We start from the raw sequence: 26,309 nt of genomic DNA, 5'->3' as shown, positions 1-26,309 counted from the left end.
ATTGCATGCAGTGGCCTTACTTCGGCCTGATTGCGTCCGCCGTCCCCTGGATGAACGCCTTGATGCTCTCGATGTCCTCGCCCGAGAGCTTGCCGGTGAAGTCGGGCATGCCGCGCGCCATGGCCGGGCCCTTCAGGATGAACTTGTCCAGGTTCTCGATGTAGGCCGAGTCCATGTAGCCCAGGTTGGGGATGTTGCCGCCGCGGTCCACGCCCGGCACGCCGTGGCAGAACACGCAGTTGCTCACGTAGAGCATGGTGCCGGCCTGCACCTTGGCGGGGTCGTACTTCACGCCCTGCACCAGCTTGCTCATGCGGTACTGCACGAAGTCCGGCATCCTGGCGGTGCCGCCGACCGCGAAGGTTTAGACCGTGCCCGGCCCCTGTTTCTCGGTGGCGCGCTGCGCGAGGCCGTACACGCCGCCCCAGCCCACGGCCACCGACACGTACTGCTTGCCGTCCACCATGTAGGTCGAGGGCGCCGCGACCACGCCGGTGCCGGTGGGCGTTTCCCACAGCTTCTCGCCGGTCTTCGCGTTGTAGGCCAGGAGGCGCCCGTCGGCCGTGCCCTGGAACACGAGGTTGCCGGCTGTGGTGAGCGTGCCGCCGTTCCAGGGCGAGGCGTATTCCACGCCCCATGCTTCCTTCTGCGCCACCGGGTCCCATGCGACGAGGCGGCCGAAGGGCTTGCTCTTGGGCGGCTCGGCGTTGATCGCCTTCGCGGTGTTCCAGCCCATCGCGGCATGCGGGCGGCCGGGCACGTTCTGGTCGAACTTCCACTCCTTGTCGTCCATCAGGTTGATCGGCACGTTCTGCGCGGGCAGGTAGGCCAGGCCCGTCTGCGGGTTGAACGACATCGGGTGCCAGTTGTGCGCGCCGAAGGGGCCGGGGATGCTGTCGCCGGGCTTCTCGTTCTGGCGCGCGGCGGCGATCTCGATGGGGCGGCCGTTCTTGTCGTAGCCGGTGGCCCAGTTCACCTCGACGAAGTTCTTCGCCGAGATGAACTTGCCGTTGGTGCGGTCGATGACGAAGAAGAAGCCGTTCTTGGGCGCATGCAGCAGCACCTTGCGCGCCTTGCCTCCGAGCTTGACGTTGGCCAGGATCATCGACTGCGTGGAGGTGTAGTCCCAGTTGTCGCCGGGCGTCTCCTGGTAGTGCCACACGTACTTTCCGGTGTCGGGGTCCAGCGCCACCACCGAGCCGAGGTACAGGTTGTCGCCGCCCTTGGGGCTGCGCGCCTTGTGCGACCACGGCGAGCCGTTGCCGGTGCCCACGTACATCAGGTTGAGTTCGGGGTCGAAGGCGAAGCTGTCCCACGCGGTGCCGCCGCCGCCGGCTTCCCAGTACTTGCCGCTCGGGTCCCAGGTCTTGGCGGCGCGCGCCATCGACTCGTCCTCGAAGGGCTTGGCCGGATCGCCCGGCACCACGAACCAGCGCCATTTCTGGTCGCCGGTCTTCGCGTCGTAGGCGGTCACGTAGCCGCGCACGCCGTATTCGGCGCCGCCGTTGCCGATGATGACCTTGCCCTTGAAGACGCGCGGCGCGCCGGTGATGGTGTAGCTGCCCTTCTGCCCTTCGATGGTGTTCTTCTCCCACACCTTCTGGCCCGTGGCCGCATCGAGCGCGATGAGCCGGCCGTCGTAGGCGGCCACGTAGACGCGGCCTTCGTGCAGCGCCACGCCGCGGTTCACCACGTCGCAGCAGCCCCTGAAGCCTTTCGATTTGTCGACCTGCGGATCGAAGGTCCAGAGCTTCTGCCCGGTGCGCGTGTCGATCGCATGCACCACGCTCCACGAGGCGGTGACGTACATGATGCCGTCCACCACCAGCGGCGTGGATTCCACCCCGCGTGTCGATTCCAGGTCGTACGACCAGACCAGCCCGAGCTGCTTGACGTTGCCCGCGTTCACCTGGTCGAGCTTGCTGAAGCGCGATTCGGCGTAGTCCAGGCCGACGCTGGGCCAGTCGGGGGTTTTCTGCGCCGCATTGGCGCGCACGAAGTTGCCGTCGACCTTCTTGACTGCGGCGGCGGCGCGGTCCTGCGGAGTCTGGGACTGGGTCTGTGCCGCGGCCAGCGATGCGCCCAGGCACAGCAAGGCGCCGGCCAGCAGGCGCAGCCCGGTGGTGGTTTTCTTCATCGTGGGTCTCCTTGTGGGCCAAGGATCGTTCGCGCGGCGCTCGCCTTCACCTTCGGGATTTCCCCAATCGAGCCTTGTTCCATTGCGGAACACATTCGCTGTGGTCCCCGAATCCAGGGAGGCATCGAGCACCATGGCTCACGACATGTTCGACAGGCTGGGCACCGCGGATGCGCCGCGCCAGCTCTTCGCCAGCACGCCCGCGCAGCGCGTGGCGCTCGCGCGGCGGCAGTTCTTCGAGGAAGGCGTGCGACCCTCGGGCCTCATCGGCGAGGCTGTGCTGCAGTCGTGGATGCGCTGCACCCGCACCCATGCCGACCGCCAGCGCATCGTGCCCTTCGATGCCGTCACGCCCAGCCGCCTGCACGCCACGCTCGCGCGCAACCGCGAGCTGCTCGACGTGGCGCGCCAGGAGCTCGGGCAGATGGAGCACGCGCTCGCGGGCACCGACTGCCGCGTGATCCTCACCGACCGCGAAGGCGTGGTGGTGCATGTCACCCAGCAGCCGTGCGCCGCGCACCAGCCGGTGCTGCGCAAGACCGCGCGCGTGGGCGTGAACATCTCCGAGCGCATCGTGGGCACGACCGCGCCGGGCATCGTCGCGAGCACCGGGCAGGCCTGCACCGTCGATGGTGCCGAGCACTACTTCGACGTGCTGCGCGAGATGCAGTGCGCAGCCGCGCCGATCCGCGACGTGAAGGGCCGGCTGGCCGGCGTGCTCGACCTCACGGCGGAGGCACGGCGCTTCGGCTTCGATGCGGCGTCGATGGTGTCGCTGTACGCCACGACGATCGAGAACCGCCTGCTGCAGGCGCAGTCGCGCGACCACCTCATCCTGCGTTTCCAGGCGAGCCCGACACTGCTGGGCACGCCGCTCGAAGCGCTCGCGGGCATCGCGCCGGACGGCACGATAGCGTGGCTCAACAATGCCGGCGCGCGGCTGCTCGGGCGCTTGCCCGAAGCGGCGGGCGAGCGCGATGTCGAATGCCTGCTGGGGCACGACCTCGCGAGCCTGCTGCGGCTGGGCCGCCGCGAATCGGCGCAGCCGCTGCGCCTGGCCAGTGGCCTGGGCGTCTGGGTGCAGGCGCACCTGAAGGGCGCGGACGGGGTGGACTTCCAGCACGCGGTGGCCATGCCGGGCGTGCATGCGCCCGCGCCCGTCGAACTTTCGGTGGATGCAGCGGCGGCGCCTGCGTGCACGGCGGCCACCGATGGGCCGCACGCGGAGACGCTGCAGGAACACAGCCGCAAGCTGATCGAGGAAACGCTCGCGGCGCATGGCGGCAACGTGTCGCAGGCCGCGCGCCAGCTCAACGTGTCGCGCGGCACGCTCTACCGCCGCATGCGCGGCTGGGAGTCCTGACGTCCGGTGCGGGCCGGCAGGCGCCGGTCAGTCACCCGTCAATCGCCGTCGCGGCCCGATGAAGGCGCCATCGACTTGGCCTCGAGCAGCACGCAGATCGCACGCACCTGCTGGTGGATGATCTTCGCCACTTCGGCGCGCCGCGCCGGCCCCATGCGGCTGGAAACGGCCGCCACGCTCACCGCGGCGACCGGGTTGTCGGGCGGAAAAGCCACGCCGATGGCCGCGGCGCCGGGCGTGGCCGCGCTGTCCAGGAACGAATAGCCCTGCGCACGCGTCTGCGCGATGGCGTCGCGCAGGAAGCCCGGCCCGAATGCGCCGAACTTGGCATAGCGCGCCTCGTTGGCGGCGACGATCAGCTCCGCTTCGGCCTCCGGAAGCGCGCTCAGGATCGCGAGGCCGCCGGCGCCCACGCCCATGGGGCGGCGAATGCCCACATCGAGCGTCAGCGCCTTGATGGGGTAGGCACCCAGCGCCCGGCTGGTGCAGATGGATTCGGGGCCTCGCCGCTCGCTCAGGTACACCGTGTCGTGCGTCAGCTCGGCGATGGTGCGCAGCGCCTCCTCGCACAGCTCGCTCAACTGGTAATGCGGCTGGGCCAGCATGCCCAGCTCGTACAGGAGCGGCCCCAGGTGGTACTTGCGGGTGAGCAGGTCGCGCACCAGCAGCCCTTCCACTTCCAGCCGCTGCAGCATGCGAAAGCAGGTGGACATGGGCAGGCCGCTCAGGCTCACGACATCGGCGATCCGCATGCCGCGCCTCCCACGGGAGGCCACCACGCGCAGCATGCCGACCACGCGCTCGATGCTCTGCGTGCCCGAGCGCGCGCCGCTGGCGGCCGGCGGCGCGGTCGAGGGGGTTTTCGAAAGAGCGGTTCGGCGTTTAGTTTCCACAATGCGGCAGTAATTCGGGTTGTTCCCCAAGAGGAGGGAAATTCGCTCGAATGTAATAGGGATCCAGAACCCATCCAACTGCCATATTGTGGAAGTGAAGGTCAAGCAGATGCCCCAGACGATGACAGAGAAGATCCTGGCCCGCGCCGCCGGCAGGCCGGCGGTGGTGCCCGGCGAAGAGATCACGGCGCGGCCGGACTTCGTGATCGCCTACGACTTTCCCGGCTACACCGATGTGTTCTTCAAGGAAACGCGGGAAGACTTCGGCATCGAGAAGGTTTCGAGCCCCGAGCGCTTCGTGCTGTTCATCGACCACATGGTCCCGGCCACCGCCCCGAAGGAAGAGGAACTGCACAAGATCACCCGCGCCTGGGGAAAGGAACAGGGCGTGCCGGTGCACGAGCGCGAAGGCATCGGCCACCAAGTGGCCGCCGAAATGGGCTACGCCACGCCGGGCGCCTTTGCCGTCCACTTCGACGGCCATGTGAGCCAGCTCGGAGCCTTCGGCACCTTCGCCTTCGGTGCGCGCAAAGGCGTGCTCGAATCCTTCGTGACCGAGACGCTCACCATGACCGTGCCGGCGACGGTGAAGGTCGAGCTGACGGGAACGCTGCAGCCCGGGGTGATGGCGCGCGACGTGTTCCACCACATGGTCCGCGTGATGGGCCCGGCCTCCTGCCGCTTCAAGGTGGTGGAACTGTGCGGGCCCGTGATCGACGCGATGAGCATCGAAGGGCGCCAGACCATTTGCGGCCAGGCCATGTTCCTCGGCGCGACCACGATGCTCATCGCGCCCGATGCCAAGACGCTGGCCTATGTGCAGGGCCGCTCGAAGATCGCACTCGCGCCGGTGTATCCCGATGCCGATGCGCACTACGACAAGGTGGTGACGATCGACGTCTCGACGCTGGAGCCCATCGTCGTGATTCCGCCGAGCCCCGCCAACACGCGGGACCTGAAGGACTTCACCGGCGTCGAAGTGCACACCGGGTATCTCGGCTCGTGCGCCAGCGGCCGGCTCGAAGACCTGCGCATCGCGGCCGAGGTGCTGCGCGGCCGCCGCATCCAGCCGGGCTTCCAGCTGCACGTGGTGCCCACGTCCAAGGCCATCATGGCGGCCGCCGCGCGCGAGGGGCTGATCGAGGTGCTGGTCGAAGCCGGGGCCTTCATCAGCTCGCCCAGCTGCGACTATTGCTTCGGCCGCATCGCCACCATGACCGACGGCCAGCGCGCCGTGTCCACCGGCACGCTGAACACGCCGGGGCGCATGGGCAGCGTGGATTCGGAGATCTACATCTGCAACGCCGCGGTGGTGGCGGCCTCCGCGCTGGAAGGCCGCATCGCCGACCCGCGCCCCTACCTGGCGCAAGCCGCGGGAGCCGCCGCATGAGCCTGGCCAACCTGCAGGGCCGCGCGGCCTGGGTCTTCGAGGAAGACGACTACGACATCGACCTCATCGTCGGCGTGCGCAACATCAAGATCACCGACGTGAAGGAGCTGGCCGCACTGGCCATGGCCGACTACACGCCGGACTTCGCGGCCAGCGTGGGCAAGGGCGACCTGCTCGTCGGCGGCCACAACTTCGGCTACGGCCATCCGCACTATCCGGCCATGCGCGCCATGCGGCACCTGGGCATTGCCGCGGTGATCGCCGAGTCGTTCTCGCCCGGGTTTTTCCGCGGCGAGACGAGCATGGGCTTTCCGCTCGTGAGCTGCCCGGGCATCCGCGCGGCCACCGCGCGCGGCGACGAGCTCACGGTGAACTGGGCCACGAACGAAGTGAAGAACCTGCGCTCGGGCCAGACCCTGACGCTGCAGCCCTTCTCCGATTCCGAGCGCGGCATGCTGGATGCGGGAGGGCTCATTCCCTATCTGAAGCGCCGCATGGCCTGACCTTTTTCTGCAAGCCCATGGCGCAGCGCCCATGCCGGGCAGCGGCGCAATTTTTCCAGGAGACAGAGACGATGACTTCATCACGCCAGGCGCTGCGCCAGCGCATCACCCACGGCCCGACCCTCTGGTGCGGCGGCGCGCAAGACGCGCTGTCGGCCCTGCTGGTGGACCAGTCGGACTTCGACGGCATCTTCAGCACGGGCTTCGGCATCTCCGCCGCGCTGCTGGGCCAGCCCGACATGGAGCTGTACACGCTCAGCGAGAACGTCGCCACCGTGAACCGCATGGCCAACGTGGTGCGCAAGCCGATCTTCGTGGACGCGGACACCGGCTACGGCAGCGTGCTGAACGTGGCCCGCGCCGTGCGCGAGTTCGAGAAGGCGGGTGCCGCGGCGCTGCAGCTGGAAGATCAGGTCAGCCCCAAGCGCTGCCCCGCCGCCGCGCCGACATCCACGCTGGTGTCGATGGACGACGCGCTCGCGCGCATCAAGGCCGCCCTCGATGCGCGCACCGACCCCGACCTCCTGATCGTCGCGCGCACCGATGCCCAGGACCCGGCCGAAGCGCTGGAGCGCGCGGCGCGGTACGCCGAGGCCGGCGCCGACCTGATCCAGCCCATCTCGCGCACCTTCGGCAGCTACGAGCAACTCGTGCAGCTGCGCGAAACCTGCGGCCGCCGGCTGTCGCTGATGCTGATGGCCGGCACCTGGATGACCGCGCTGACCCGCGCGCAGATCGAGAGCGTGGCGGCGATCGCGAGCTATCCGATCGCGAGCCTCCTGACCACCGTGCACACGGTGCAGGCCAACCTGCGCGAGCTGGCACGCCGGCGCTCGGGCGATTTCGCCGACCTGCCTTTCGCGCAGACGCCGATGGCCGAGTTCAAGGACCTCATCGGCTGGCATGCGCTCGAAGAAAAGCAGGCCCGCTACGAGGCCGGCGGCGCCCGCTGAGTCCGCCCCTTTCGGTCCCCCTTAGAAAAACCAGGAGCAAAAACGTGCGTACTCTCAACCTCATCGGCCGCGCCGTCGCGGCAGGAACACTGGCCCTGGGCCTCGGCACTTTCGCCATGGCGCAAGACGGCGCCGGCGCCTATCCGACCAAGCCGATCCGCCTGGTCGTGCCCTACCCGCCGGGCGGCGCCACCGACGTGGCCGCGCGCATGCTGAGCCCGCGCCTGCAGGAAGAGCTGGGGCAGACCGTCCTGGTCGAGAACCGCCCGGGCGCCGGCGGCAACATCGCCATGATCAACGTGGCGCAAAGCCCCGCCGACGGCCACACGCTGGCGGTGACGCTCACGGGCATGCTGTCGATCAATCCGGTCATCTACAAGAAAGCGGGCTTCCAGTCCTCGGACTTCGTGCCGGTGTCGCGTATTTCGCTGGCGCCGCTGCTCTTGGTGGTGCCCGAGAAATCGCCGTACAAGAACGTGCAGGAGCTGCTGGCCGCCGGCAAGAAGGCCGGCAAGGGCGGCCTGCCCTACGGATCGGCCGGCGCGGGCGGACTGTCGCACCTGGCATCGGAAGCCTTCAACGCGAACGCCGACGGCAACTTCACGCACGTGCCCTACAAGGGCGGCGCGCCGCTGGTGCAGGCCCTGATGGCCAACGAAGTGACCTGGGGCCTGCTGGGTACCGGGGACGTGCGCAGCTTCATCCAGTCGGGCAAGCTCAAGGCCATCGGCCAGTTGCGCAACGGCCGCTCGGAGCTGTGGCCCGACGTGGCGACCCTGACCGAGCAGGGCGTGCCCGGCGGCGTGGACTTCGATGTCTGGTTCGGCGTGGTGGCGCCCGCGAAGACACCCGCACCGGTGGTCAAGCTGCTGGGCGAAAAAATCGCCAAGATCACCGCCGAACCGGCGTTCCGCAAGCGCCTGAACGAACTGGGCGGCGTGGCGCCTGCGACCGGCAACACGCCCCAGGCTTTCGCGGACGTGCTCAAGCGCGAACTGGCCGTGCTGCCCAAGGCGGCGCAGGAGGCGGGACTGCAGCTCGATTGAGCACCGGCCGAATGTCGTTTCTCGCCTATCGCCTGGGCAGCGCGTAGGCGATCACATGGTCCCCGGTGCGCGTGCCGAGGGACCCATGCCCACCCGCAGCCACCACGACGTACTGCCGCCCGTCGCTGCCGCGGTAGGTCATCGGCGTGGCCTGTCCGCCCGCGGGCAGCCGGCTGCGCCAGAGCTCCTTGCCGTTGCCCACGTCGTAGCCGCGCACGAACTGGTCGAGCGTGCCCGACAGGAAGGCCACGCCGCCCGCGGTCATCACCGGCCCGCCGAGGTTGGGCACGCCCATCGCGAAGGGCAGCGGCAACGGCGAGCTGTCGCGCACGGTGCCGTTCTTGTGCATCCAGATGACCTTGCCGCTGCGCAGGTCCGCCCCCGCCACGTGCCCCCACGGCGGCGCCTGGCACGGCAGCCCCAGCACCGAGGTGAACGGGTTGAGCTTGATCGCGAACGGCGCGCCGAAGTTCTCGTTGAGCGCGGGCAGGCTGCCGGTGGGCTGCCCCTTGCCCTGCACGTAGCGCGTGGTGTCGTCCGCGCGCGGCACCAGCCGCGAGACGAAGGCCAGCGACGCGGGCGTGGTGAAGGCGATCTGCCGCTGCGGATCGACCGCGATGCTGCCCCAGTTGAAGACGCCGAAGTTGCCCGGATAGATGAGCGAGCCCTGCGTCGACGGCGGCGTGAAGCGGCCTTCGTAGCGCAGCCGGTGAAAAGCGATGCGGCAGGCGAGCTGGTCGAACACCGTGGCGCCCCACATGTCGGCCGGCTTGAGCGCGGGCGGATCGAACGACAGGCCCGACACCGGCTGCGTCGGCGCGGTGCGATCGCCCGTGGCCGCGCCCTGCGGCGCGGGCCGCTCGTTCACCGGCACGATGGGCTTGCCGTTGCGCCGGTCGAGCACGAAGAGCTCGCCCTGCTTGGTCGGCTGCACCAGCGCCGGAATGGTCTCGCTGCCCACGCGCAGGTCGATGAGGCTGGGCTGCGCGGGCACGTCGTAGTCCCAGAGGTCGTGGTGCACCGTCTGGAAACTCCAGCGCACCCGGCCGCTCGCCAGGTCGAGCGCGACCACCGACGACGAATAGCGCTCCGCGCCCTCGGTGCGCTTGCCGCCCCACTGGTCCGGCGGCTGGTTGCCCGTGGGCACGTAGACCAGCCCCAGCGCCTCGTCCACGCTGGAGATCGACCAGCTGTTGGGCGAATTGACGGTGTAGGTGCGGTCGGCTGCAATGGGCGCGGTCTCCTCGGGGTTGCCCGAATCCCAGTTCCACACGAGCGCGCCGGTGTTCACGTCGAACGCGCGGATCACGCCCGAGGTTTCCTTGGTCGAGACGTTGTCCAGCACCGTGCCGCCCACCACGATGAGCGAGCGCGTCACGACGACCGGCGAGGTCGAGTAATACGCGCCCAGGCTCACGTTGGGCATGTTCTTCCAGAGGTCGATCTGCCCGCTGCCGCCGCCGAAGGCCAGGCACGGCTTGCCGTTCTGGGGGTCGAGCGCGATCACACGGCCGTCGGCGGTGGGCATGAAGAGCTTGGCGTCGCAGTCGCCCGCGGGTGCCGAGGGTGAAGGCGAGGGCGTCGATGCGGCGGCAGGTTGCGTTGCGCTGCCTGCGTGATACGACAAGCCCCGGCAGGTCAGGTGCTGCAGCGCGAGCGGGCGCTTGATCTCGGGCGTGTAGCGCCAGAGCTGCTTGCCCGTGGTCGCATCGAGCGCCACCACCGCTTGGTGCGGCGTGCAGAGAAAGAGGCGCTCGCCGATCTTCAGCGGCGTGACTTCGAACGTCGTCTCTTCCGGATCGCCGGGCTGGGCGCGCACGTCGCCGGTGCGGAAGTGCCAGGCCTCTTCGAGCTGCCCGACGTTGGCCGGCGTGATCTGGTCGAGCGCCGAGTAGCGCTGGCCGAAGCCGGTGCCGCCGTAGGCGGTCCAGTCGTCCATCGGCGGGGGCGGGCTGGCAAGTGCCGAGGCCGTTGCATTGGCCGGCGCATCGGGCAGCGGCGCGATGCCTTCGATGCGGCCGGGCTCGCGCGCCCACGAGAACACCGCCGCCAGCAGGAAGGCCGCCAGCACCGCGCCGAGCACGGCGCGTGTGCGGCCGATGCCCGTCGCGTCGCGCCGCGCGAGCGCACGCGCCACCCAGGGCGTGAGGAGGACGAGGCCCCCCACGAAGAACACGTCGCCGCGCGCGGCCAGCGGCCACCAGTCCAGGCCCACCTCCCACAACGACCACACCAGCGTGAGCAGGACCACCGCCGCGTAGAACAGCAGCCCGATGCCGCCGCCACGCCGCATGAGCAGTGCCGAGGCGATGAGCCCGAGCCCCGCGACGAGGTAATACCAGGAGCCCCCGAGCGCAATGAGCCACGCTCCCGCGGCCACGAGCGCAAGGCCCGCGAGGCCGAGGGCCACGGCGATCACCACAAGCAATGCGGAGGGAGAGGAGGACTCGGCGGGCTGGGTGAACTGTGCGGACGAACGCGGCATGGCTTGGACTCCCGGAGGCAGGGTCCGACGTTAGGCCATCGGTCGCGCGCCGCGCGTAGGCCGAAGGCTCAGGCCGCGGCGAGAACGCGCTCAGCGCGCGCGCGCCGCGTTCGCGCATCGGGTTGCAGCGGCCTTAAGTATTCGTGCAGCGCGAGTGCCGCCGCGCCGACCGCGGGCGCGAGCTCTTCATAGCGCGCGGTGCGCAGCTCGGGCGCCGGCATGCCCGCGCCGTCGGCATGGCGCTTCACGCGTTCGAACGCGGCCTGCACGAAGCCGCGCTGCGCAGCGCACGACTTGCCGCCGATGACGATCGCGCGCGGATTGAACGTCACCCACAGGTTCTGCAGCAGCACGCCGAAGAAGGCGGCGGCGCGCTGCGTATCGACGCCCTCGCGCTCCAGCGTGCGCGAGCCGAAGAAGGCTTCGGCGCAGCCGCGGCGGCCGCACGAGCACAGCGGGCCGTCGAGCTCGAGGATCGTGTGGCCGATCTCGCCGGCCATGCCCTGCGCGCCGGTGAAGAGGCGGTCGTTCAGGATCACGCCCGCGCCCACGCCGACGTCACAGCTCACGAAGATCAGCGGGTCTTCACCCTCGCCCGCGGCGAATTCGTATTCGCCGAGCACGGCCGCGTCGGCATCGTTCTGCAGCTGCACCGTGACGCCGGGCAGGCCCGCCGCGGCGAACGATTTTTCGAGCGCGGGCAACAGGCTCACGTTGCGCCAGCCGAGGTTGGGCGCGAAGCGGACGACGCCGGTGCAATCGTCCACCGCGCCCGGCACGCACACGCCGATGCTCGAGAGGCGAAGGCCCAGCGCATCGAGCTGCCTGTGCGCCGCCGAAGCCATGCGCGCGACCTGCGCGCACACGCCGGCGGGCGAGCCGTCGGTGAGCGCGTGGGTGTTGGAATACAGCACCTCGCCCTGCAGCGAGACGCACACGAGCCGCACGGTCTCCACCGCGATCTCCACGCCCATCAGCGCGCGCACGCCGACGTCGATCTGCAGCGGCGTCGAGGGCCGGCCGAGCCCGTCGTTCACGGCCGCATCCGATTCCTTGAGCCAGCCTTCGTCGAGCAGCTCGCGCACCAAGAGGCTCACGGTGGATTTCGTGAGGCCGCTCACGGTGGCCAGGCGCGCGCGCGACAGCCCCGGCTGCGCACGCAGCAACCGCAGCAGCACGCTGCGGTTCATGCGCTTCAAGAGCTGATGGTCGGCGATGGTCGTCATGCCGCGGAGTGGATCAGGCTGCGGTCACGACGGCGGCCGATGCCGCATGGTGCGCCTCTGCCTTGCCCTCGGGGCGCTTGCCCGCGATGATCATCCCGAGCACTTCGTCCTCGGTCACGTCTTCGGTGCGGTAGGTGCCCACGAGCTTGCCGTTCTTCATCACGGCCACACGGTCGCTCAGCGAGAACACGTCGGGCATGTCGTGCGTGATGAGGAAGATGCCCACGCCATCGGCCTTGAGCTGCTTCACGAGGCCGCCGACCATTGCGGTTTCTTCCGGGCCGAGCGCGGCGCAGGGCTCGTCCATGATGAGGATGCGCGCGTTGAAATACAGCGCGCGCGAGATCGCCACCACTTGCCGCTGGCCGCCCGAGAGACGCCGCACCGGCACGCGGATGTTGGTGAAGTTCTTGTTCAGGCGATGGAACACTTTTCGCGCCTGCACCTCCATGAAGTGGTCGTCCAGCGTGTTCCAGCGCGTCATCTTCTCGCGGCCGAGAAAGAGGTTGGACACCGAGTCGAGGTTGTCCGCGAGCGCGAGCGTCTGGTAAATCGTCTCGATGCCCTGCGCCTGCGCTTCGGCGGGCGTGCGGATGTTGACCTTCTCGCCTGCAATGAGCGTGTCGCCCGAGTCGATGGGGTAGGCGCCCGCGAGCATCTTCATGAGCGTGGACTTGCCCGCGCCGTTGTGGCCGAGCAGCGCGACCACTTCGCCGGGGTAGAGGTTCACGCTCACGCCGTCCACGGCCTTCACGCCGCCGAAGGCCTTGCGGATCTCGCGCAGTTCGACGAGGGGCCTGGAGGTGTCGATGGTCTGCATGTCAGTTCTCCCCGAATTTGCGGCGATACAGCACGTCGAACACGACCGCCACGATCAGCACCTGGCCGATGATGACCATGCGCTTGCCGATCGGCACGTCGAGCAGCAGCATGCCGCTGTCGAGCGACTGCATGATGAGCGCCCCCAGCACCGAGCCGAAGATCGAACCGCTGCCCCCCGCGAGCGCCGTGCCGCCGATGACGGCCGCCGCGATCACGTAGAGCTCCATGCCGGTGCCCAGCGAATTGGTGCCGGCGTTGAGCCGCGCGATCGACACGATCGCCGCGACGGTGACCAGCACGGCGAGCAGCGCGAACAGCATCAGCGTCACGCGCTTGACCGGAATGCCCACCAGCGCCGCCGCATCGGGGTTGCCGCCCATCGCGAACACATAGCGCCCGAAGCGCGTGCGGTGCACGATGAACGACAGCACGATGGCCACCACCGCCCAGATCAGCACCGGGATCGGAATGCCCTGCGGCTCCGACTTGGAGGAAATCTGGTAGTTGTTCATGACCGCCGCGAAGCCGAACACCACCGCCACCGGCACGGCCGCGATGAGCACGTCGAGCCACAGCGGCTCGGTCGGCATGTCGTAGCGCTGGCGCGCGCGGCGCTTCTGCACCATGCGCCCGAAGAGCACGAGGGCCACCAGCGCCGCGATCACCCAGCTCGCGGTGGTGCCGATGCCGCCGTCGTAGCCGCCGCCCAGGCGCTGGAAGAATTCGTCGTTCACCGGCTGCGTCTTGCCGTCGGCCACGAGGAACGCCGCGCCGCGGAACGACATCAGGCCGCCGAGCGTGACCACGAACGAAGGCACGCCGAGCACGGCGGTGAGCCAGCCCTGATAGATCGACACCAAGAGGGCCACCGCCAGGCCCGCGAGGCAGGCCGTGGGCCACGACCAGCCCGAGGTGTATTGCAGGTACGCGATGAGCACGCCCACGAAACCCATCACCGAGCCGACCGACAGGTCGATGTGGCGCGCCACGATGATCAGCACCATCACGGTGGAGACGATCCCCACCACGGCGGTCTGCTGCGCGACGTTGTAGAGGTTCTCGGGCGAGAGGAACACGCCGCCCGACATGACGCTGAAGGCCACCGCCATGACGACCAGCAGCACGCACATCAGGATCAGGCGCAGGTCGACGCCCGTTCGGCGCCACCATCCCGGCGTTTGATTGCTCATTTTTCAGTCCCTCATCGAAGCGAATGCGCGACGGCGTCCCGGCCGGGCTTCACAGCCCGGCCTGACATATTCATCGCGCGGATTGACGACTGGCCTGGCCGGCCTACTTGCAGGCCGCCGGCGCGCTGGCCGCAGGGACGCCCTTGCAGAGCTCGTCCTTCTTGATCCAGCCGGCCTTGACCACGACGTCGAGGTTGTCGCGCGTGACGGGCACCGGCGTGAGCAGGCGCGAGGAGAGCGCGACCTTCTTCGGGCCCGAGTTCCACTGCGCCGCCTTCTCGACCGGCTTGCCCTGCGAGAGCGAGATGGCCGCGGTGGCGGCTTCGCGGCCGAGCTCGCGCGAGTCCTTGAAGATGGTGGCGGTCTGCGTGCCCAGCGCGATGCGGTTGAGCGCCGCGAAGTCCGCGTCCTGGCCCGACACCGGCACGCCGCGCAGGCCCTTGGCCGTGAGCGCCGCGACCGCGCCGCCGGCGGTGCCGTCGTTGGCAGCCACCACCGCATCGACCTTGTTGGCGTTCTTGGTGAGGATCTGCTCCATGTTCTTCTGCGCAACTTCGGGCTTCCAGCCTTCGGTGTACTCGTCGCCGACGATCTTGATATCGCCCTTCTTGATGGAGGCCTCGAGCACCTCCTGCTGGCCCGCGCGCAGGAAGTCGGCGTTGGGGTCGCTCGGCGAGCCCTTGATGATCACGTAGTTGCCCTTGGGCTTGACCTTGAGCACCTCGCGCGCCTCCATGCGGCCGACCTCGACGTTGTCGAAGGTGATGTAGAAGACGCCGGGCGCCTCGATCAGGCGGTCGTACGCGACCACGGGCACCTTCTGGCGCGTGGCCTTGGTGATGGCCGGCAGGATCGCGTCCTTGTCCATCGCGAGAACGATGAGCGCCTTGGCGCCCTTGGACATCAGGCCCTCGATGTCGCCCAGCTGCTTTTCGGGCGAGCCGCCCGCATCGGCGCTGATGTACTTGGCGCCGAGCTTCTCGAGCTGCGCCTTGATGGCCGCCTCGTCGGTCTTCCAGCGCTCTTCCTGGAAGTTGGACCAGCTCACGCCCACCACGGTTTGGGCCAGTGCGCTCACGGCGGTGAGGCCGAAGGCCATGGCGGCCAAAGTTTGTTTGAGTTGCATCGGTGTCTCTCCTGCCGTGTAAGAAATTAGTTAGTTTGAAAGGCGAACTAACTATCCCATCGAGGGCATTGGATTGGCATCGGGGAATTCCCCGAGCGGCGCTGTCCGACAAGCGCCCTTCCCGAAGAACGGTAAATTGATGTTTCAGCGGCCGGCCGGCAAGGTCGGCTTTTTTTGAGCCCGGCACGCGAGCGTGCCGTTCTTCCGGAGCGATTGGCGTGAGGTACTGGTTGATGGCAATCGGCCTGCTTGGCAGCATGGCCCACGCGCAGTCCGCGTGGTTCACGGTGGTGGGCGATCCGCAAGACAAGGCGGCCGACACCGTGCAGGTCGATCCGTCCGGCGCTGCGGCGCCAGCGGAACCCGCGCGGCAGGCCATGAACCTGCGCGTGAACCGCTCTGCGCCGCGCACCAACTGGGACGGCGTGCCCTACCGCTCCTACGAATCGCGCGTGGTGTTCGACTGCCAGGCGCGGCGCGCCTCCTACGTGGCCGCGCGCTTCTACATCGAGCCCCTGTGGCAGGGCGAGCCGCACCATGTCGCGGACTACAGCGATGCGCCCAAGCCGATGCTCTTTCGCGACATGAAGCAGAACCCGACGGCGCGCATCGTGCGGGCCGCGTGCCGCTCGAGCTAACTCCGTCCTGCCGCTCGATACTGATACGATTTTTGCCACGCGCCCATTCCAGAGGCGCTGGAGACAAGATGGACTCGAGCACATCCGGCGCCGGCGAGGCGCTCTATCGCACCATGGTGCGCATCCGCGCGTTCGAGAACGCCGCAGAGACGGCCAGCCAGGGAGGCGTGAGCGCCTACGGCCAGCAGGCGGCCGGTGCCGCCAAGGTGCGCGGTCCGCTGCACCTCTCGACCGGACAGGAAGCCGTGCCGGCCGGCGTCTGCGCCCATCTGCGCACCAGCGACTACCTCACCTCCACGCACCGCGGCCACGGCCACACGCTGGCCAAAGGCGCGGACCTCACCCGCATGATGTGCGAGCTTTTCGGCAAGGCCACCGGCTTCAACGGCGGCAAGGGCGGCTCCATGCACATCGCGGATTTCTCGGTCGGCATGCTGGGCGCCAACGGCGTGGTCGCGGCGGGGCTGCCGATCGCGGTCGGCGCAGCGCACGCGCAAAAGCTCATGAAGAAAGGCGACGACATCACGGTCTGCTTCTTCGGCGATGGCGCCATCAACCGCGGACCCTTTCTCGAAGCACTGAACTGGGCGCGCGTGTACGAATTGCCGGTGCTTTTCGTCTGCGAGGACAACCGCTGGAGCGCCACCACCGCGAGCGGGCCGATGACCGCGGGCGACGGCGCCTCGGCGCGCGCCATGTCGATGGACATCGCGGCCACGCAGGTCGACGGCAACGACGTGTTCGCGGTGCACGAGGCCGCCGCGCGGCTGGTGAACGAAGTGCGCGGCGGCGCCGGGCCGCGCCTGCTGCATGCGCTGACGTACCGCGTGAAGGGGCACGTGTCGGTCGATCTTGCGGCGTACCGCGATCCGGCCGAACTGGCCGCGGCGCTCCAGACCGATCCGATCGCGCGCACGCGCGGGCACCTGCTCTCGGCCGGCGTGAGCGCGGCCACGCTCGATGCCATCGAGAACGCGGCGCGCGACGAAGTCGATACAGCGCTCGCCATCGCCGATGCGGCGCCCTGGCCCGATGCCGGCGCCGCATTCACCGACGTGCAGACCATCGGAGCGGGCCAATGGCATTGAGCAAGGAACTGAGCTACGCCGAAGCCGCCGTGCTCGCCGTGAAACGCGAGATGGAAGCCGATGCGCGCGTGGTCGTGCTCGGCGAAGACGTCGGCCGCGGCGGCATCTTCGGCCAGTACAAGGGGCTGCAGGAAACCTTCGGCGCCGAACGCGTGATCGACACGCCGATCAGCGAGGCCGCGATCATGGGTGCCGGCGTGGGCATGGCGCTCGCGGGGCTGCGGCCGGTGGTCGAGATGCGCGTGGTCGACTTCGCGCTGTGCGGCATGGACGAGCTGGTGAACCAGGCCGCCAAGAACCGCTTCATGTTCGGCGGCCAAGGGCGCGTGCCGCTGGTGGCGCGCATGCCGGGCGGCATCTGGGATGCGTCGGCGGCGCAGCATTCGCAATCGCTCGAAGCGTGGTTCGCGCACCTGCCGGGCGTGGTGGTGGTGAGCCCCTCGACGCCGCAGGACAACTACGGCCTCTTGCGCGCTGCGCTGCAGTGCGGCGACCCGGTGGTCTACATCGAGCACAAGACGCTGTGGGGCTTGCGGGGCGATGTGGACGAAGACATCGCCGTGCCGCTCGGCAAGGCGGCTCGCGTGCGCGAAGGCAACGCGCTCACGCTGGTGAGCTGGAGCCGGCAGATGCAGGCCTGTGCCGCGGCGTGCAATGCGCTTGCGGCCGAAGGCATCGCGGTGGACCTGATCGACCTGCGCACGCTGTGGCCCTGGGACCGCGAGACGGTGCTCTCGTCGTGCGCGCGCACCGGGCGGTTGCTGGTCGTGCACGAGGCGGTGCAGGCCGCGGGCTTCGGCGCCGAGATCGCCGCCAGCGCCGCGGAGGCCACGGGCTGCCGCATCGCGCGGCTCGGTGCGCCGCGCATTCCAGTGGGCTATGCGCCGGTGCTGGAGGCCCAGTCGCGCATCGGCGCGGAGGCCGTCGCGGCCGCCGCGAGGAAGCTGCTGGGCTGAGCCTGCCGGCTTGGCCTGGGGGTTCGGCCTCAGGCGGCGAAGCCGCCGTCGATGTTCAGGCTCGCGCCGGTCACGAAGGCTGCATCGGGGCTGGCCAGGTACGCCACCATGCCCGCGATTTCGTCGGGGTGGCCGTGGCGGGCCAGTGCCATCAGGCCGTGCATCGCCGCGGCGTTCGGGCCGTCGACCGGGTTCATGTCGGTGTTGACCGGACCGGGCTGCACGTTGTTGACGGTGATGCCGCGCGGACCCAGGTCGCGTGCCAGGCCCTGCACCAGGCCCTTGAGCGCGGACTTGCTCATCGCGTAGGCCGCGCCGCCGGGCCAGGGCATGCGCTCGGCGTTGGTGCTGCCGATGTTGATGACGCGGCCGCCTTCGCCCATGTGGCGCGAGGCCGCCTTGGCGGCAACGAACACGGCGCGCACGTTGATGTCGAGCGTCTTGTCGAAGTCTTCGAGCGAGAAGTCGTCCAGGGCGCCGCCGAGGAACACACCGGCGTTGTTCACCAGGATGTCGATCTTGCCGAGCGTGCGGGCGGCTTCGTCGATGCCGGCGGTGAGGGCCGCGGCGTCGGCGCTGTCGATCTTCAGCGCGAGCGCGCGGCCGCCTTCGGACTGGATGCTGCGCACCAGTTCGTCGGCCGGCGCGGCCGAACTCGCGTAGCTGAAGGCCACGGCGGCGCCGTCGCGCACCAGGCGCCGCACGATGGCCGCGCCGATGCCGCGCGAACCGCCGGTGACGAAGGCCACCTTGCCGGCCAGGACGGGGGATGCAGAAGAAGAAGCGGTGGAAGCCATGATTTTTTCCGTTCGTTGAGTGGAGGAATGGCCTCAGTGTCGGCATTCCACTCCTTCTCCGGTAGCCGTCAATCGACGCAATCAAATTCAACCCAAAGTTGAAGATGAGATTGAAAATGGCGGCATGGAACCGCTCAATCACCTCGAATCCTTCGTGCAGAGCGCCGAAAGCGGCAGCTTCTCGGCGGCCGCGCGGCGCCTCGGACTCACGCCGGCGGCGGTCAGCAAGAACGTTGCGCGGCTCGAAGCGCGGCTGGGCGTGCGCCTGTTTCAGCGCAGCACGCGCCGGCTCACGCTGACCGAAGGCGGGGAGCGCTTCCTGGCGCAGATCGGCGGGCCGCTCGCCACGCTGCAGGAGGCGGTGGCCGGCCTCGCGAAAGACGACGGGCAGCCCGCCGGCACGCTCAAGGTGAGCATGGGCCAGGCGTTCGGGCGCGAGCACGTGCTGCCGATGATGGGCGACTTTCTCGCGCGCTACCCGGCCATCCTGCCCGACTGGTATTTCGACAACCAGCAGGTGGACCTGGTCGGCGAGGGGTTCGATGCGGCCATCGGCGGCGGCATCGAACTGTCGCCCGGCGTGGTGGCGCGGGAGCTCTCGCGCATCCACGTGGTCGCGGTCGCATCTCCTGCCTACATGGCGGGGCGCGGGATGCCCACGCAACCTGCCGACCTGGCAACGCTCGACGCGCTGCTGCGGCGCTCCTCCCCCACCGGGCGGCTGCGCAGCTGGACACTGCAGCACGCGAACGGCCAGCAGGCCACGGTGGAGCTGCCGCGGCCGCGCGCGATCTTCAACGACCCCGAGGCGATCGCGCAGGCCGCCATGCTGGGGCTGGGCGCGGCGATGCTGCCGATGCCTTTCGTCGAGCGGGGCCTGCGCACCGGCGAGCTGGTGCGGCTGCTGCCCGAATGGCATTTCGATGCGGGCGTGGTGTGGCTCTACTACCCGAGCAAGAAGCTGCTGCCGCAGAAAACCCGGGTGTTCGTCGACTTCGTGCTGGAACGATTCCACAGCGAACGGTTTTCGCAGCGGATGCAAGTGGGCTGAAGGCGCCGGTTCCCGGGGTTTTCACTCGCGGCGGCGGGCGGGGTTCACCTGTACAAACAGCCGCATGAACTTATCTTTCAAAACGAATCGCCGGGCCGCGCTGACGGTGTCGGCCGCTGCCGCAGCCGTCGCCTTGATGGCGCCCGCCGCGTGGGCACAGGGCACCTGGCCGACCAAGCCCGTGCGCATCGTCGTGCCCTTTGCGGCCGGCGGCACCACCGACATCCTGGCGCGCGCCGTGGCGCCCGAACTCTCCAAGGCCTTCGGCCAGCAGTTCATCGTGGACAACCGTGCGGGCGCGGGCGGCAACGTGGGCGCCGAACTCGTCGCGCGCGCGCCGAACGACGGCTACACGCTGCTGATGGGCACGGTGGGCACGCATGGCATCAACCGCGCGCTGTACCCGAAGCTGCCTTTCGATCCGATCAAGGACTTCGCGCCGATCACGCTCGTGGCGGCCGTGCCGAACGTGATGGAAATGAACGCCGAGAAAGCGAAGGCGCTGAACATCCACAACGTGCAGGACTTCATCAAGTACACCAAGGCCAACCCGGGCAAGCTCAACATGGCATCGAGCGGCAGCGGCACCTCGATCCACCTGGCGGGCGAGCTCTTCAAGAGCATGACGGGCACCTTCATGGCGCACATCCCGTACAAGGGCTCGGGCCCGGCACTGCTGGACATGGTGGGCGGCAATGCCGACGTGATGTTCGACAACCTGCCCTCGTCGATGGCGCAGATCAAGGGCGGCAAGCTCACCGCGCTGGCCGTGACCAGCTCGCAGCGATCGCCGGCACTGCCCGACCTTCCGACGGTAGAGGAGGCGGGCGGCCCGACGCTCAAGGGCTTCGAGGCGAGCTCATGGTTCGGCCTCCTGGCGCCGGCCGGCACCTCGCCGGAGATCGTGAACCGGATTCAGCAGGAAGTGGCCAAGTCGCTCGGCACGCCCGCCATCAAGGAGAAGATGCTCGCGCAGGGTGCGATCCCGAGCGGCAATTCGCCGGCCGACTTCACCAAGCTCATTGCTAGCGAGCACGTGAAGTGGGCGAAGGTCGTGAAAGACTCCGGCGCGAAAGTGGACTGACCCCCAGGCTTCGCGCACTTCGTGTCGCTGCGCCAACCCCCTTGCAGGGGGCAACACCTGCGGCCCGGCGGAGCCGGTTCCGCGGTGTTTCTGGTAAGGGTTCTGGCCTGAATCCGGTCAGGTGCTCCAGGTCACGTCCTTGCTGTCGGCCTGCGAGTCCTTGAGCATGTGAAGCAGGGGCGCTGCACGCTGGTGCAGGCCTACATGCTGCTTCTCGGCATCGCTGGTGTGGCCTTCGACGGCGTAGTCGTCGTTGTTGTGCGCATTGCTGCCTTCACGCGCCAGTGCGGCCTCGAGCGCCGCGATAGCAGCGGGAATCTGCTCGACCGTGATGATGCCTTGCGGCGCCGGGGATTTGCCGACGATGTCGAGCAGTTGGCGCGCGTGGACTTCGAGCATCACGAAATCGGGAGCGGCCCGGGACTTGAAGCGATAGAGCATGATTTTTTTCACTCACTTGTAGATGTAGTCACGGGCAAAAGGGTACACCGATTGCGCACCGCGCAAGACGCCTGCGCGCCCTACATTGCCGTCAGGCTTTGTCGACAACATCTGGTGCAAGGAAATCCATCCCTGCTCGAAACTCATGGCCGAGCCCGCCAGGTAGAGGCGATAGGCGCGCAGCACGCGCTCCGCGTTCTCGCCCTGGCGGCCGCCGCTGCGCTGCAGCACCTCGCGCGCGGCGTCCAGCTGCGCCTCGAGCGCGTCGGACCAGGCCCAGAGCGTGCGCGCATAGTGCGGGCGCAGGCTCTCGGTGTCGACCATCTCCAGGCCCGCGGCCGCCGTCTCGCGCAGCACGTGCGTCACGTGCAGCAGCTCGCCGCCGGGGAAGATGTACTTCTCGATGAAGTCGCCCATGCCCGCGCCGAGCTGACGGTAGTTGAGCTCGCCCGAAGTGATGCCGTGGTTGAGCACCAGGCCGCCCGGCTTGAGCAGCGAGTGGATCTTGCGAAAGTAGGTCGGCATGTTGGCCGCGCCCACGTGCTCGAACATGCCGACCGATGAGATCTTGTCGAAGGGCCGATCGGCCGAGAGCTCGCGGTAGTCGCGCAGCTCGACGCGCACGCGGCCCTGCAGGCCCTTCTCTTCGATGAGGCGCTGCACATAGGCATGCTGGTTCTTCGACAGCGTGATGCCGGTGGCATCGACGCCGTAGTGCTCGGCCGCCCACAAGAGCAGAGCACCCCAGCCCGAGCCGATGTCCAGGTAGCGCTCGCCCGGCTGCAGCATGAGCTTCTTGCAGATGTGGTCGAGCTTGGCTTCCTGCGCCTCTGCCAGCGTGAGGTCGGGCGTGCGGAAGTAGGCGCATGAATAGACCCGGCGCGCGTCGAGCCAGAGCGCGTAGAAGTCGTCGGAGACGTCGTAGTGGAATTCGATCTGCGCGGCGTCCTTGCGCAGCGAATGCGAGCCGTGCGACTTGGCCCTGCGCTGCAGGCGGCTCCACCAGCCGGTGTCGGTTTCGGCCGGGTTGCCGGGCAGCATGCCGACGGTGGCATCGATCAGGTCGCGCATGGCGCCTTCGATCTGCACCTTGCCCTCGACATAGGCCTCCCCGATGGCCCCCACCTGCCGGGCGGCCAGCTTGGCCAGCACCGCCCACTCCTTGAAAGCCAGCGTGACGCGGGCTCCCGCCTGGGCAACGCGCCGGCCATCCGGCAGTTCCAGCGCGATGGGGACAGGCAGCGAAGCCAGCTGCGACTCGATCTTGGGTATCAAGTTTTGCATGAGGCCGATGGTATTGATTTTTGCAAGTGTTTGCATCCCCGCCGGAGCCGGCCTCCCCCGGGGGCCGGCCGGTTACGAAACCAGCATTGACAGCAGATTGTTTATGTCTAAACTATTCAACCATGAACAGCCTCAGTCCGCTCCCATCCGCCCCCGCCTCGGACCTCCAGCGCATCCTGTGCATCGGCGGCGGGCCGGCAGGCCTGTATTTCGCCCTGCTGATGAAGGCGCGCAACCCCGCGTTGCATATCACGGTGGTGGAGCGCAACCGGCCGTTCGACACCTTCGGCTGGGGCGTGGTGCTGAGCGACCAGACCCTGGGCAACCTCAAGGCCGCCGATGCCGACACCGCGGCGCTGATCGGCAACGAGTTCCATCACTGGGACGACATCCAGGTGTTCTTCAAGGGCCGCCAGGTGCGCTCGGGCGGCCACGGCTTCTGCGGCATCGGGCGCAAGCGCCTGCTCAACATCCTTCAGGAGCGCTGCCTCGCGTTGGGCGTGGACCTCGTGTTCGAAACCGACGCCACCGACGACCAGGCGATCGCCGCCCAGTACAAGGCCGACCTCGTGATTGCGAGCGACGGCCTGAACAGCCGCATCCGCCAGCGCTACGCCGACGTGTTCAAGCCCGATGTCGACCTGCGCAATTGCCGCTTCGTGTGGCTGGGCACGCACCAGACCTTCGACGCCTTCACCTTCGCCTTCGAGGAAACCGAGCACGGCTGGTTCCAGGCGCATGCCTACCAGTTCGATGACAAGACCTCCACCTTCATCGTCGAGACGCCCGAAGCCGTGTGGAAGGCCCACGGCCTCGACCAGATGGAGCAACCCGAGGCCATCGCCTTCTGCGAGAAGCTGTTCGCCAAGTACCTGGGCGGTCACTCGCTGATCAGCAATGCCACGCACCTGCGCGGCTCGGCCAACTGGATCCGCTTTCCGCGCGTGGTGTGCGAACGCTGGACGCACCGCATCGACGTCGAGGGCCGCTCGGTGCCAGTGGTTTTGATGGGCGATGCGGCGCACACGGCGCACTTCTCGATCGGCTCGGGCACCAAGCTCGCGCTCGAGGATGCGATCGACCTCGCGAACGAGTTCGAACAGGGCGGCACGCTCGACCACGTGCTCGAAGGCTACGAGGCGCGCCGCAGCGTCGAGGTGCTGAAGATCCAGAACGCCGCACGCAACTCCACCGAGTGGTTCGAGAACGTGCCGCGCTACACCGGCATGCAGATCGAGCAGTTCGCCTATTCGCTGCTCACGCGCTCGCAGCGCATCTCCCACGAGAACCTGCGCGTGCGCGACACGCAATGGCTCAGCGGCTACGAGCAGTGGCTCGCGGGCGGCAAGGCGATGGCGCCCATGCTCATGCCCTACAAGGTTCGCGGGCTCACCCTCAAGAACCGCATCCTGGTCTCGCCGATGGCCACCTACAGCGCGGTCGACGGCGTGCCGCAGGACTTCCTGCTGGTGCACCTGGGCGCACGCGCGCTCGGCGGCGCCGCGATGGTGTTCGTCGAGATGACGAGTCCGACGCCCGAAGGCCGTATCACTCCGGCGTGCACCGGCCTTTACAACGACACGCAGCAGGCCGCATTCAAGCGCATCGTCGATTTCGTGCATACGCAGTCGAGCGCGAAGATCGCGATGCAGCTGGGCCACAGCGGCCCGAAGGGCTCGACGCGCGTGGGCTGGGAAGGCACCGACGAACCGCTGGAAGACGGCAACTGGCCGGTGCTCGGCGCCAGCGCGCTGCCCTATGGCGAGCAGAACCAGTTGCCTGCCGCCATCACGCGCACCGAGATGGACACGCTGCGCGACCAGTTCGTCGACTCGACCCGCCGCGCCGTCGAGTGCGGCTTCGACTGGCTCGAGCTGCACTGCGCGCACGGCTACCTGCTGTCGGCCTTCATCAGCCCGCTCACCAACCAGCGCACCGACGAATACGGCGGCGACATCGAGGCGCGCTGCCGCTACCCGCTCGACGTGTTCCGCGCGATGCGTGCCGTGTGGCCCGAGGACAAGCCGATGAGCGTGCGCATCTCCGCGCACGACTGGGCGCCGGGCGGCAACACCGACGCTGAGGCCGTGATCGTCGCGCGCCTCTTCAAGGACGCCGGCGCCGATTTCATCGACGTGTCGTCTGGGCAGACCACGCGTGCCGCCAAGCCGGTGTACGGCCGCATGTACCAGACGCCGTTTTCCGACCGCATCCGCAACGAGGTCGGCATCGCGACCATCGCCGTGGGCGCGATCACCGAAGCGGACCAGGCCAACAGCATCATCGCGGCCGGCCGTGCCGACCTCTGCGCCATCGCGCGCCCGCACCTGGCAGACCCCGCATGGACGCTGCACGAGGCCGCCAAGCTGCAGAGCCGCGATGTCGAATGGCCCAGGCAATACCTGAGCGGCCGCGACCAGATGTACCGCGAGATCGCCAAGCAGCAGCAGATCGCCGCGGCCAACGCAGCGACGGCCGCCGCGCCGAACCCCGAGGAGACGCACTGACATGGACCTCGAAGCGCGCGCGCACAGCGAACATCCCGAAGCCTTGCGGCTCTGGCTGCGGTTGCTCACCTGCACCCAGCTGATCGAGAAGCAGGTACGCAACGAGTTGCGCTCCCAGTTCGCCACCACGCTGCCGCGCTTCGACCTGATGTCGCAACTGGAGCGCTCGCCCGAAGGCCTGAAGATGAACGAGCTCTCGCGCCGGATGATGGTGACAGGCGGCAATGTCACCGGCATCACCGACCAGCTCGTGACCGAAGGCGTGGTCGAGCGCATCAACGTCGAAGGGGACCGCCGCGCCTGGCGCGTGCGGCTCACCGCGCGCGGCCGCAAGCTCTTCAACGAGATGGCGCAGCAGCACGAGGACTGGATCGTCGAGGCCTTCGCGGGCCTCAGCAGCAAGGAGATCGCGCAGCTGCACAAGCTGCTCGGCAAGGTCAAGCAACACTCACACAGCCAATTGGCGGAGACCCCATGAAGCATTACATCGGCGCGAGCAATCCCATGCGCGCGCAATTCGAAGCCAAGGCCGCCTACAAGGCCGAGCACTTCGCATGGAGCTACGAGGCCGGCGTCGGCACCGTCACGCTGAATCGCCCCGAGCGCAAGAACCCGCTGACTTTCGATTCGTACGCCGAGCTGCGCGACCTGTTCCGCGCATTGAACTACGCGACCGACGTGAAGGCCATCGTCATCACCGGCGCGGGCGGCAACTTCTGCTCGGGCGGCGACGTGCACGAGATCATCGGGCCGCTCACGGGCATGCGCATGCCCGAGCTGCTCGAGTTCACGCGCATGACCGGCGACCTGGTGAAGGCGATCCGCGCCTGTCCGCAACCGATCGTGGGCGCCATCGACGGCGTGTGCGCCGGCGCTGGCGCGATGATCGCGCTGGCCTGCGACCTGCGCTATGGCTCGCCGGCCACGCGCACCGCGTTCCTCTTCACCCGCGTGGGCCTCGCGGGCGCGGACATGGGTGCGTGCGCATTGCTGCCGCGCGTGATCGGCCAGGGCCGCGCGTCGGAGCTGCTTTTCACCGGCCGTGCGATGACGGCGCAGGAAGGCCACGCCTGGGGCTTCTTCAACGCGCTGCACGAAAGCGATGCACTGCTCGAGGCTGCCACCAAGATGGCGCGTGAACTGGCCGAAGGCCCGAGCTTCGCGCACGGCATGACCAAGACGATGCTGGCGCAGGAATGGTCGATGACCATCGACCAGGCCATCGAGGCCGAAGCGCAGGCGCAGGCGATCTGCATGCAGACCGAAGACTTCAAGCGTGCGTACGAAGCCTTCGCGGCGAAGCGCAAGCCGGTGTTCGGTGGGGACTGA

The 26,309-nt window shown here is 68.5% G+C and carries 22 protein-coding genes and 1 pseudogene; 13 read left to right on the top strand and 10 right to left on the bottom strand.

Features of this window, described 5'->3' with window-relative positions:
- Positions 1 to 16: 16 nt before the first annotated feature.
- Positions 17 to 2,137, bottom strand: a pseudogene (locus RT97_RS04145) (PQQ-dependent dehydrogenase, methanol/ethanol family).
- A 133-nt stretch (positions 2,138 to 2,270) separates the two neighbouring features.
- Between RT97_RS04145 and RT97_RS04140 the strand changes: the two are divergent.
- Positions 2,271 to 3,500: a helix-turn-helix domain-containing protein gene (locus RT97_RS04140; RefSeq protein ID WP_042577505.1), complete on the top strand. Its 1,230-nt coding sequence runs from the start codon at positions 2,271 to 2,273 to the stop codon at positions 3,498 to 3,500.
- 38 nt (positions 3,501 to 3,538) lie between these two features.
- On the opposite strand, the gene RT97_RS04135 is transcribed toward RT97_RS04140, so the two are convergent.
- Entirely contained in the window at positions 3,539 to 4,393 is an 855-nt protein-coding gene (locus RT97_RS04135; RefSeq protein ID WP_042577504.1) for an IclR family transcriptional regulator, read from the bottom strand.
- Positions 4,394 to 4,514: 121 nt separating this feature from the next.
- Between RT97_RS04135 and RT97_RS04130 the strand changes: the two genes are divergently transcribed.
- From RT97_RS04130 to RT97_RS04115, 4 genes are all read left to right on the top strand, one after another.
- Positions 4,515 to 5,783: a 3-isopropylmalate dehydratase large subunit gene (locus RT97_RS04130; RefSeq protein WP_253278120.1), complete on the top strand. Its 1,269-nt coding sequence runs from the start codon at positions 4,515 to 4,517 to the stop codon at positions 5,781 to 5,783.
- The gene (locus RT97_RS04125; RefSeq protein ID WP_042577503.1) at positions 5,780 to 6,286 is read left to right on the top strand and encodes a 3-isopropylmalate dehydratase; all 507 of its coding nucleotides are present in this window, start codon (positions 5,780 to 5,782) and stop codon (positions 6,284 to 6,286) included. The genes RT97_RS04130 and RT97_RS04125 overlap by 4 nt, the downstream gene beginning before the upstream one ends.
- A gap of 71 nt (positions 6,287 to 6,357) precedes the next feature.
- Complete coding sequence (locus RT97_RS04120; RefSeq protein ID WP_042577502.1) at positions 6,358 to 7,239, top strand: isocitrate lyase/PEP mutase family protein; 882 nt, start codon at positions 6,358 to 6,360, stop codon at positions 7,237 to 7,239.
- A gap of 44 nt (positions 7,240 to 7,283) precedes the next feature.
- Positions 7,284 to 8,285 (top strand): Bug family tripartite tricarboxylate transporter substrate binding protein, encoded by a 1,002-nt coding sequence (locus RT97_RS04115; protein ID WP_052810541.1) that lies wholly within the window; start codon positions 7,284 to 7,286, stop codon positions 8,283 to 8,285.
- A gap of 25 nt (positions 8,286 to 8,310) precedes the next feature.
- On the opposite strand, the gene RT97_RS04110 is transcribed toward RT97_RS04115, so the two are convergent.
- The 5 genes from RT97_RS04110 to xylF all read right to left on the bottom strand — a co-directional run bounded on the left by RT97_RS04110 (position 8,311) and on the right by xylF (position 15,134).
- Positions 8,311 to 10,770, bottom strand: coding sequence for a glucose/quinate/shikimate family membrane-bound PQQ-dependent dehydrogenase (locus tag RT97_RS04110; protein WP_042577501.1), 2,460 nt, complete (start codon positions 10,768 to 10,770; stop codon positions 8,311 to 8,313).
- Between the two features lie 68 nt (positions 10,771 to 10,838).
- Positions 10,839 to 11,996: an ROK family transcriptional regulator gene (locus RT97_RS04105; RefSeq protein ID WP_042577500.1), complete on the bottom strand. Its 1,158-nt coding sequence runs from the start codon at positions 11,994 to 11,996 to the stop codon at positions 10,839 to 10,841.
- A 13-nt stretch (positions 11,997 to 12,009) separates the two neighbouring features.
- A complete protein-coding gene (locus RT97_RS04100) occupies positions 12,010 to 12,816 on the bottom strand; it encodes an ATP-binding cassette domain-containing protein (protein WP_042577499.1) in 807 nt (268 codons plus the stop codon).
- Between the two features lies 1 nt (position 12,817).
- Positions 12,818 to 14,008, bottom strand: a complete 1,191-nt coding sequence (locus RT97_RS04095) for a sugar ABC transporter permease (RefSeq protein ID WP_042577498.1) — start codon at positions 14,006 to 14,008, stop codon at positions 12,818 to 12,820.
- 103 nt (positions 14,009 to 14,111) lie between these two features.
- Positions 14,112 to 15,134, bottom strand: coding sequence for a D-xylose ABC transporter substrate-binding protein (gene xylF / locus RT97_RS04090; RefSeq protein WP_042577497.1), 1,023 nt, complete (start codon positions 15,132 to 15,134; stop codon positions 14,112 to 14,114).
- A gap of 233 nt (positions 15,135 to 15,367) precedes the next feature.
- Here xylF and RT97_RS04085 point away from each other — a divergent pair, with 233 nt between their 5' ends.
- The 3 genes from RT97_RS04085 (at position 15,368) to RT97_RS04075 (ending at position 17,816) form a co-directional block, all read left to right on the top strand.
- Positions 15,368 to 15,772, top strand: a complete 405-nt coding sequence (locus tag RT97_RS04085; RefSeq protein ID WP_253278119.1) for a surface-adhesin E family protein — start codon at positions 15,368 to 15,370, stop codon at positions 15,770 to 15,772.
- A gap of 68 nt (positions 15,773 to 15,840) precedes the next feature.
- Positions 15,841 to 16,860: a thiamine pyrophosphate-dependent dehydrogenase E1 component subunit alpha gene (locus tag RT97_RS04080; RefSeq protein WP_042577495.1), complete on the top strand. Its 1,020-nt coding sequence runs from the start codon at positions 15,841 to 15,843 to the stop codon at positions 16,858 to 16,860.
- Positions 16,851 to 17,816, top strand: coding sequence for an alpha-ketoacid dehydrogenase subunit beta (locus RT97_RS04075; RefSeq protein WP_042577494.1), 966 nt, complete (start codon positions 16,851 to 16,853; stop codon positions 17,814 to 17,816). Before RT97_RS04080 ends, RT97_RS04075 begins: the two co-directional genes overlap by 10 nt.
- 29 nt (positions 17,817 to 17,845) lie before the next feature.
- Here RT97_RS04075 and RT97_RS04070 read toward each other — a convergent pair whose 3' ends face one another.
- Positions 17,846 to 18,613: an SDR family oxidoreductase gene (locus RT97_RS04070; protein ID WP_042577493.1), complete on the bottom strand. Its 768-nt coding sequence runs from the start codon at positions 18,611 to 18,613 to the stop codon at positions 17,846 to 17,848.
- 124 nt (positions 18,614 to 18,737) lie between these two features.
- Between RT97_RS04070 and RT97_RS04065 the strand changes: the two genes are divergently transcribed.
- Together RT97_RS04065 and RT97_RS04060 are read left to right on the top strand one after the other, a co-directional pair.
- Positions 18,738 to 19,664, top strand: coding sequence for a LysR family transcriptional regulator (locus RT97_RS04065; protein WP_042577492.1), 927 nt, complete (start codon positions 18,738 to 18,740; stop codon positions 19,662 to 19,664).
- 64 nt (positions 19,665 to 19,728) lie between these two features.
- The gene (locus tag RT97_RS04060; protein WP_042577491.1) at positions 19,729 to 20,748 is read left to right on the top strand and encodes a Bug family tripartite tricarboxylate transporter substrate binding protein; all 1,020 of its coding nucleotides are present in this window, start codon (positions 19,729 to 19,731) and stop codon (positions 20,746 to 20,748) included.
- A gap of 117 nt (positions 20,749 to 20,865) precedes the next feature.
- On the opposite strand, the gene RT97_RS04055 is transcribed toward RT97_RS04060, so the two are convergent.
- Both RT97_RS04055 and RT97_RS04050 read right to left on the bottom strand, forming a co-directional pair.
- Complete coding sequence (locus tag RT97_RS04055) at positions 20,866 to 21,189, bottom strand: DUF1840 domain-containing protein (protein ID WP_042577490.1); 324 nt, start codon at positions 21,187 to 21,189, stop codon at positions 20,866 to 20,868.
- A 12-nt stretch (positions 21,190 to 21,201) separates the two neighbouring features.
- Positions 21,202 to 22,473 (bottom strand): SAM-dependent methyltransferase, encoded by a 1,272-nt coding sequence (locus tag RT97_RS04050; RefSeq protein ID WP_042577489.1) that lies wholly within the window; start codon positions 22,471 to 22,473, stop codon positions 21,202 to 21,204.
- A 122-nt stretch (positions 22,474 to 22,595) separates the two neighbouring features.
- On the opposite strand from RT97_RS04050, the gene RT97_RS04045 reads away from it, so the two are divergent.
- From RT97_RS04045 to RT97_RS04035, 3 genes are read left to right on the top strand one after another with little or no spacing between them, the layout of a single operon-like run.
- Positions 22,596 to 24,980 carry a bifunctional salicylyl-CoA 5-hydroxylase/oxidoreductase gene (locus RT97_RS04045; protein WP_042577488.1) on the top strand — a complete coding sequence of 795 codons (2,385 nt, stop codon included), beginning with the start codon at positions 22,596 to 22,598 and terminating at the stop codon, positions 24,978 to 24,980.
- Position 24,981: 1 nt separating this feature from the next.
- A complete protein-coding gene (locus tag RT97_RS04040; RefSeq protein ID WP_042577487.1) occupies positions 24,982 to 25,458 on the top strand; it encodes a MarR family winged helix-turn-helix transcriptional regulator in 477 nt (158 codons plus the stop codon).
- Positions 25,455 to 26,309, top strand: a complete 855-nt coding sequence (locus tag RT97_RS04035; protein WP_042577486.1) for an enoyl-CoA hydratase family protein — start codon at positions 25,455 to 25,457, stop codon at positions 26,307 to 26,309. The genes RT97_RS04040 and RT97_RS04035 overlap by 4 nt, the downstream gene beginning before the upstream one ends.

This window comes from Variovorax paradoxus, from assembly GCF_000834655.1.
Taxonomy (GTDB): Bacteria; Pseudomonadota; Gammaproteobacteria; order Burkholderiales; family Burkholderiaceae_C; genus Variovorax; species Variovorax paradoxus_F.
Note: the sequence above shows the minus strand (reverse complement) of the source record. Positions and strands in the feature narration are given on the sequence as shown.

What these genes read in the sequence shown, in the direction of transcription:
- RT97_RS04140 (WP_042577505.1), top strand. Translation starts at nt 2,271, where the DNA reads ATGGCTCACGACATGTTCGACAGGCTGGGCACCGCGGATGCGCCGCGC.
- RT97_RS04130 (WP_253278120.1), top strand. Translation starts at nt 4,515, where the DNA reads ATGACAGAGAAGATCCTGGCCCGCGCCGCCGGCAGGCCGGCGGTGGTG.
- RT97_RS04125 (WP_042577503.1), top strand. Translation starts at nt 5,780, where the DNA reads ATGAGCCTGGCCAACCTGCAGGGCCGCGCGGCCTGGGTCTTCGAGGAA.
- RT97_RS04120 (WP_042577502.1), top strand. Translation starts at nt 6,358, where the DNA reads ATGACTTCATCACGCCAGGCGCTGCGCCAGCGCATCACCCACGGCCCG.
- RT97_RS04110 (WP_042577501.1), bottom strand. Translation starts at nt 10,770, where the DNA reads ATGCCGCGTTCGTCCGCACAGTTCACCCAGCCCGCCGAGTCCTCCTCT.
- RT97_RS04105 (WP_042577500.1), bottom strand. Translation starts at nt 11,996, where the DNA reads ATGACGACCATCGCCGACCATCAGCTCTTGAAGCGCATGAACCGCAGC.
- RT97_RS04100 (WP_042577499.1), bottom strand. Translation starts at nt 12,816, where the DNA reads ATGCAGACCATCGACACCTCCAGGCCCCTCGTCGAACTGCGCGAGATC.
- RT97_RS04095 (WP_042577498.1), bottom strand. Translation starts at nt 14,008, where the DNA reads ATGAGCAATCAAACGCCGGGATGGTGGCGCCGAACGGGCGTCGACCTG.
- xylF (WP_042577497.1), bottom strand. Translation starts at nt 15,134, where the DNA reads ATGCAACTCAAACAAACTTTGGCCGCCATGGCCTTCGGCCTCACCGCC.
- RT97_RS04085 (WP_253278119.1), top strand. Translation starts at nt 15,368, where the DNA reads ATGGCAATCGGCCTGCTTGGCAGCATGGCCCACGCGCAGTCCGCGTGG.
- RT97_RS04080 (WP_042577495.1), top strand. Translation starts at nt 15,841, where the DNA reads ATGGACTCGAGCACATCCGGCGCCGGCGAGGCGCTCTATCGCACCATG.
- RT97_RS04075 (WP_042577494.1), top strand. Translation starts at nt 16,851, where the DNA reads ATGGCATTGAGCAAGGAACTGAGCTACGCCGAAGCCGCCGTGCTCGCC.
- RT97_RS04070 (WP_042577493.1), bottom strand. Translation starts at nt 18,613, where the DNA reads ATGGCTTCCACCGCTTCTTCTTCTGCATCCCCCGTCCTGGCCGGCAAG.
- RT97_RS04065 (WP_042577492.1), top strand. Translation starts at nt 18,738, where the DNA reads ATGGAACCGCTCAATCACCTCGAATCCTTCGTGCAGAGCGCCGAAAGC.
- RT97_RS04060 (WP_042577491.1), top strand. Translation starts at nt 19,729, where the DNA reads ATGAACTTATCTTTCAAAACGAATCGCCGGGCCGCGCTGACGGTGTCG.
- RT97_RS04055 (WP_042577490.1), bottom strand. Translation starts at nt 21,189, where the DNA reads ATGCTCTATCGCTTCAAGTCCCGGGCCGCTCCCGATTTCGTGATGCTC.
- RT97_RS04050 (WP_042577489.1), bottom strand. Translation starts at nt 22,473, where the DNA reads ATGCAAAACTTGATACCCAAGATCGAGTCGCAGCTGGCTTCGCTGCCT.
- RT97_RS04045 (WP_042577488.1), top strand. Translation starts at nt 22,596, where the DNA reads ATGAACAGCCTCAGTCCGCTCCCATCCGCCCCCGCCTCGGACCTCCAG.
- RT97_RS04040 (WP_042577487.1), top strand. Translation starts at nt 24,982, where the DNA reads ATGGACCTCGAAGCGCGCGCGCACAGCGAACATCCCGAAGCCTTGCGG.
- RT97_RS04035 (WP_042577486.1), top strand. Translation starts at nt 25,455, where the DNA reads ATGAAGCATTACATCGGCGCGAGCAATCCCATGCGCGCGCAATTCGAA.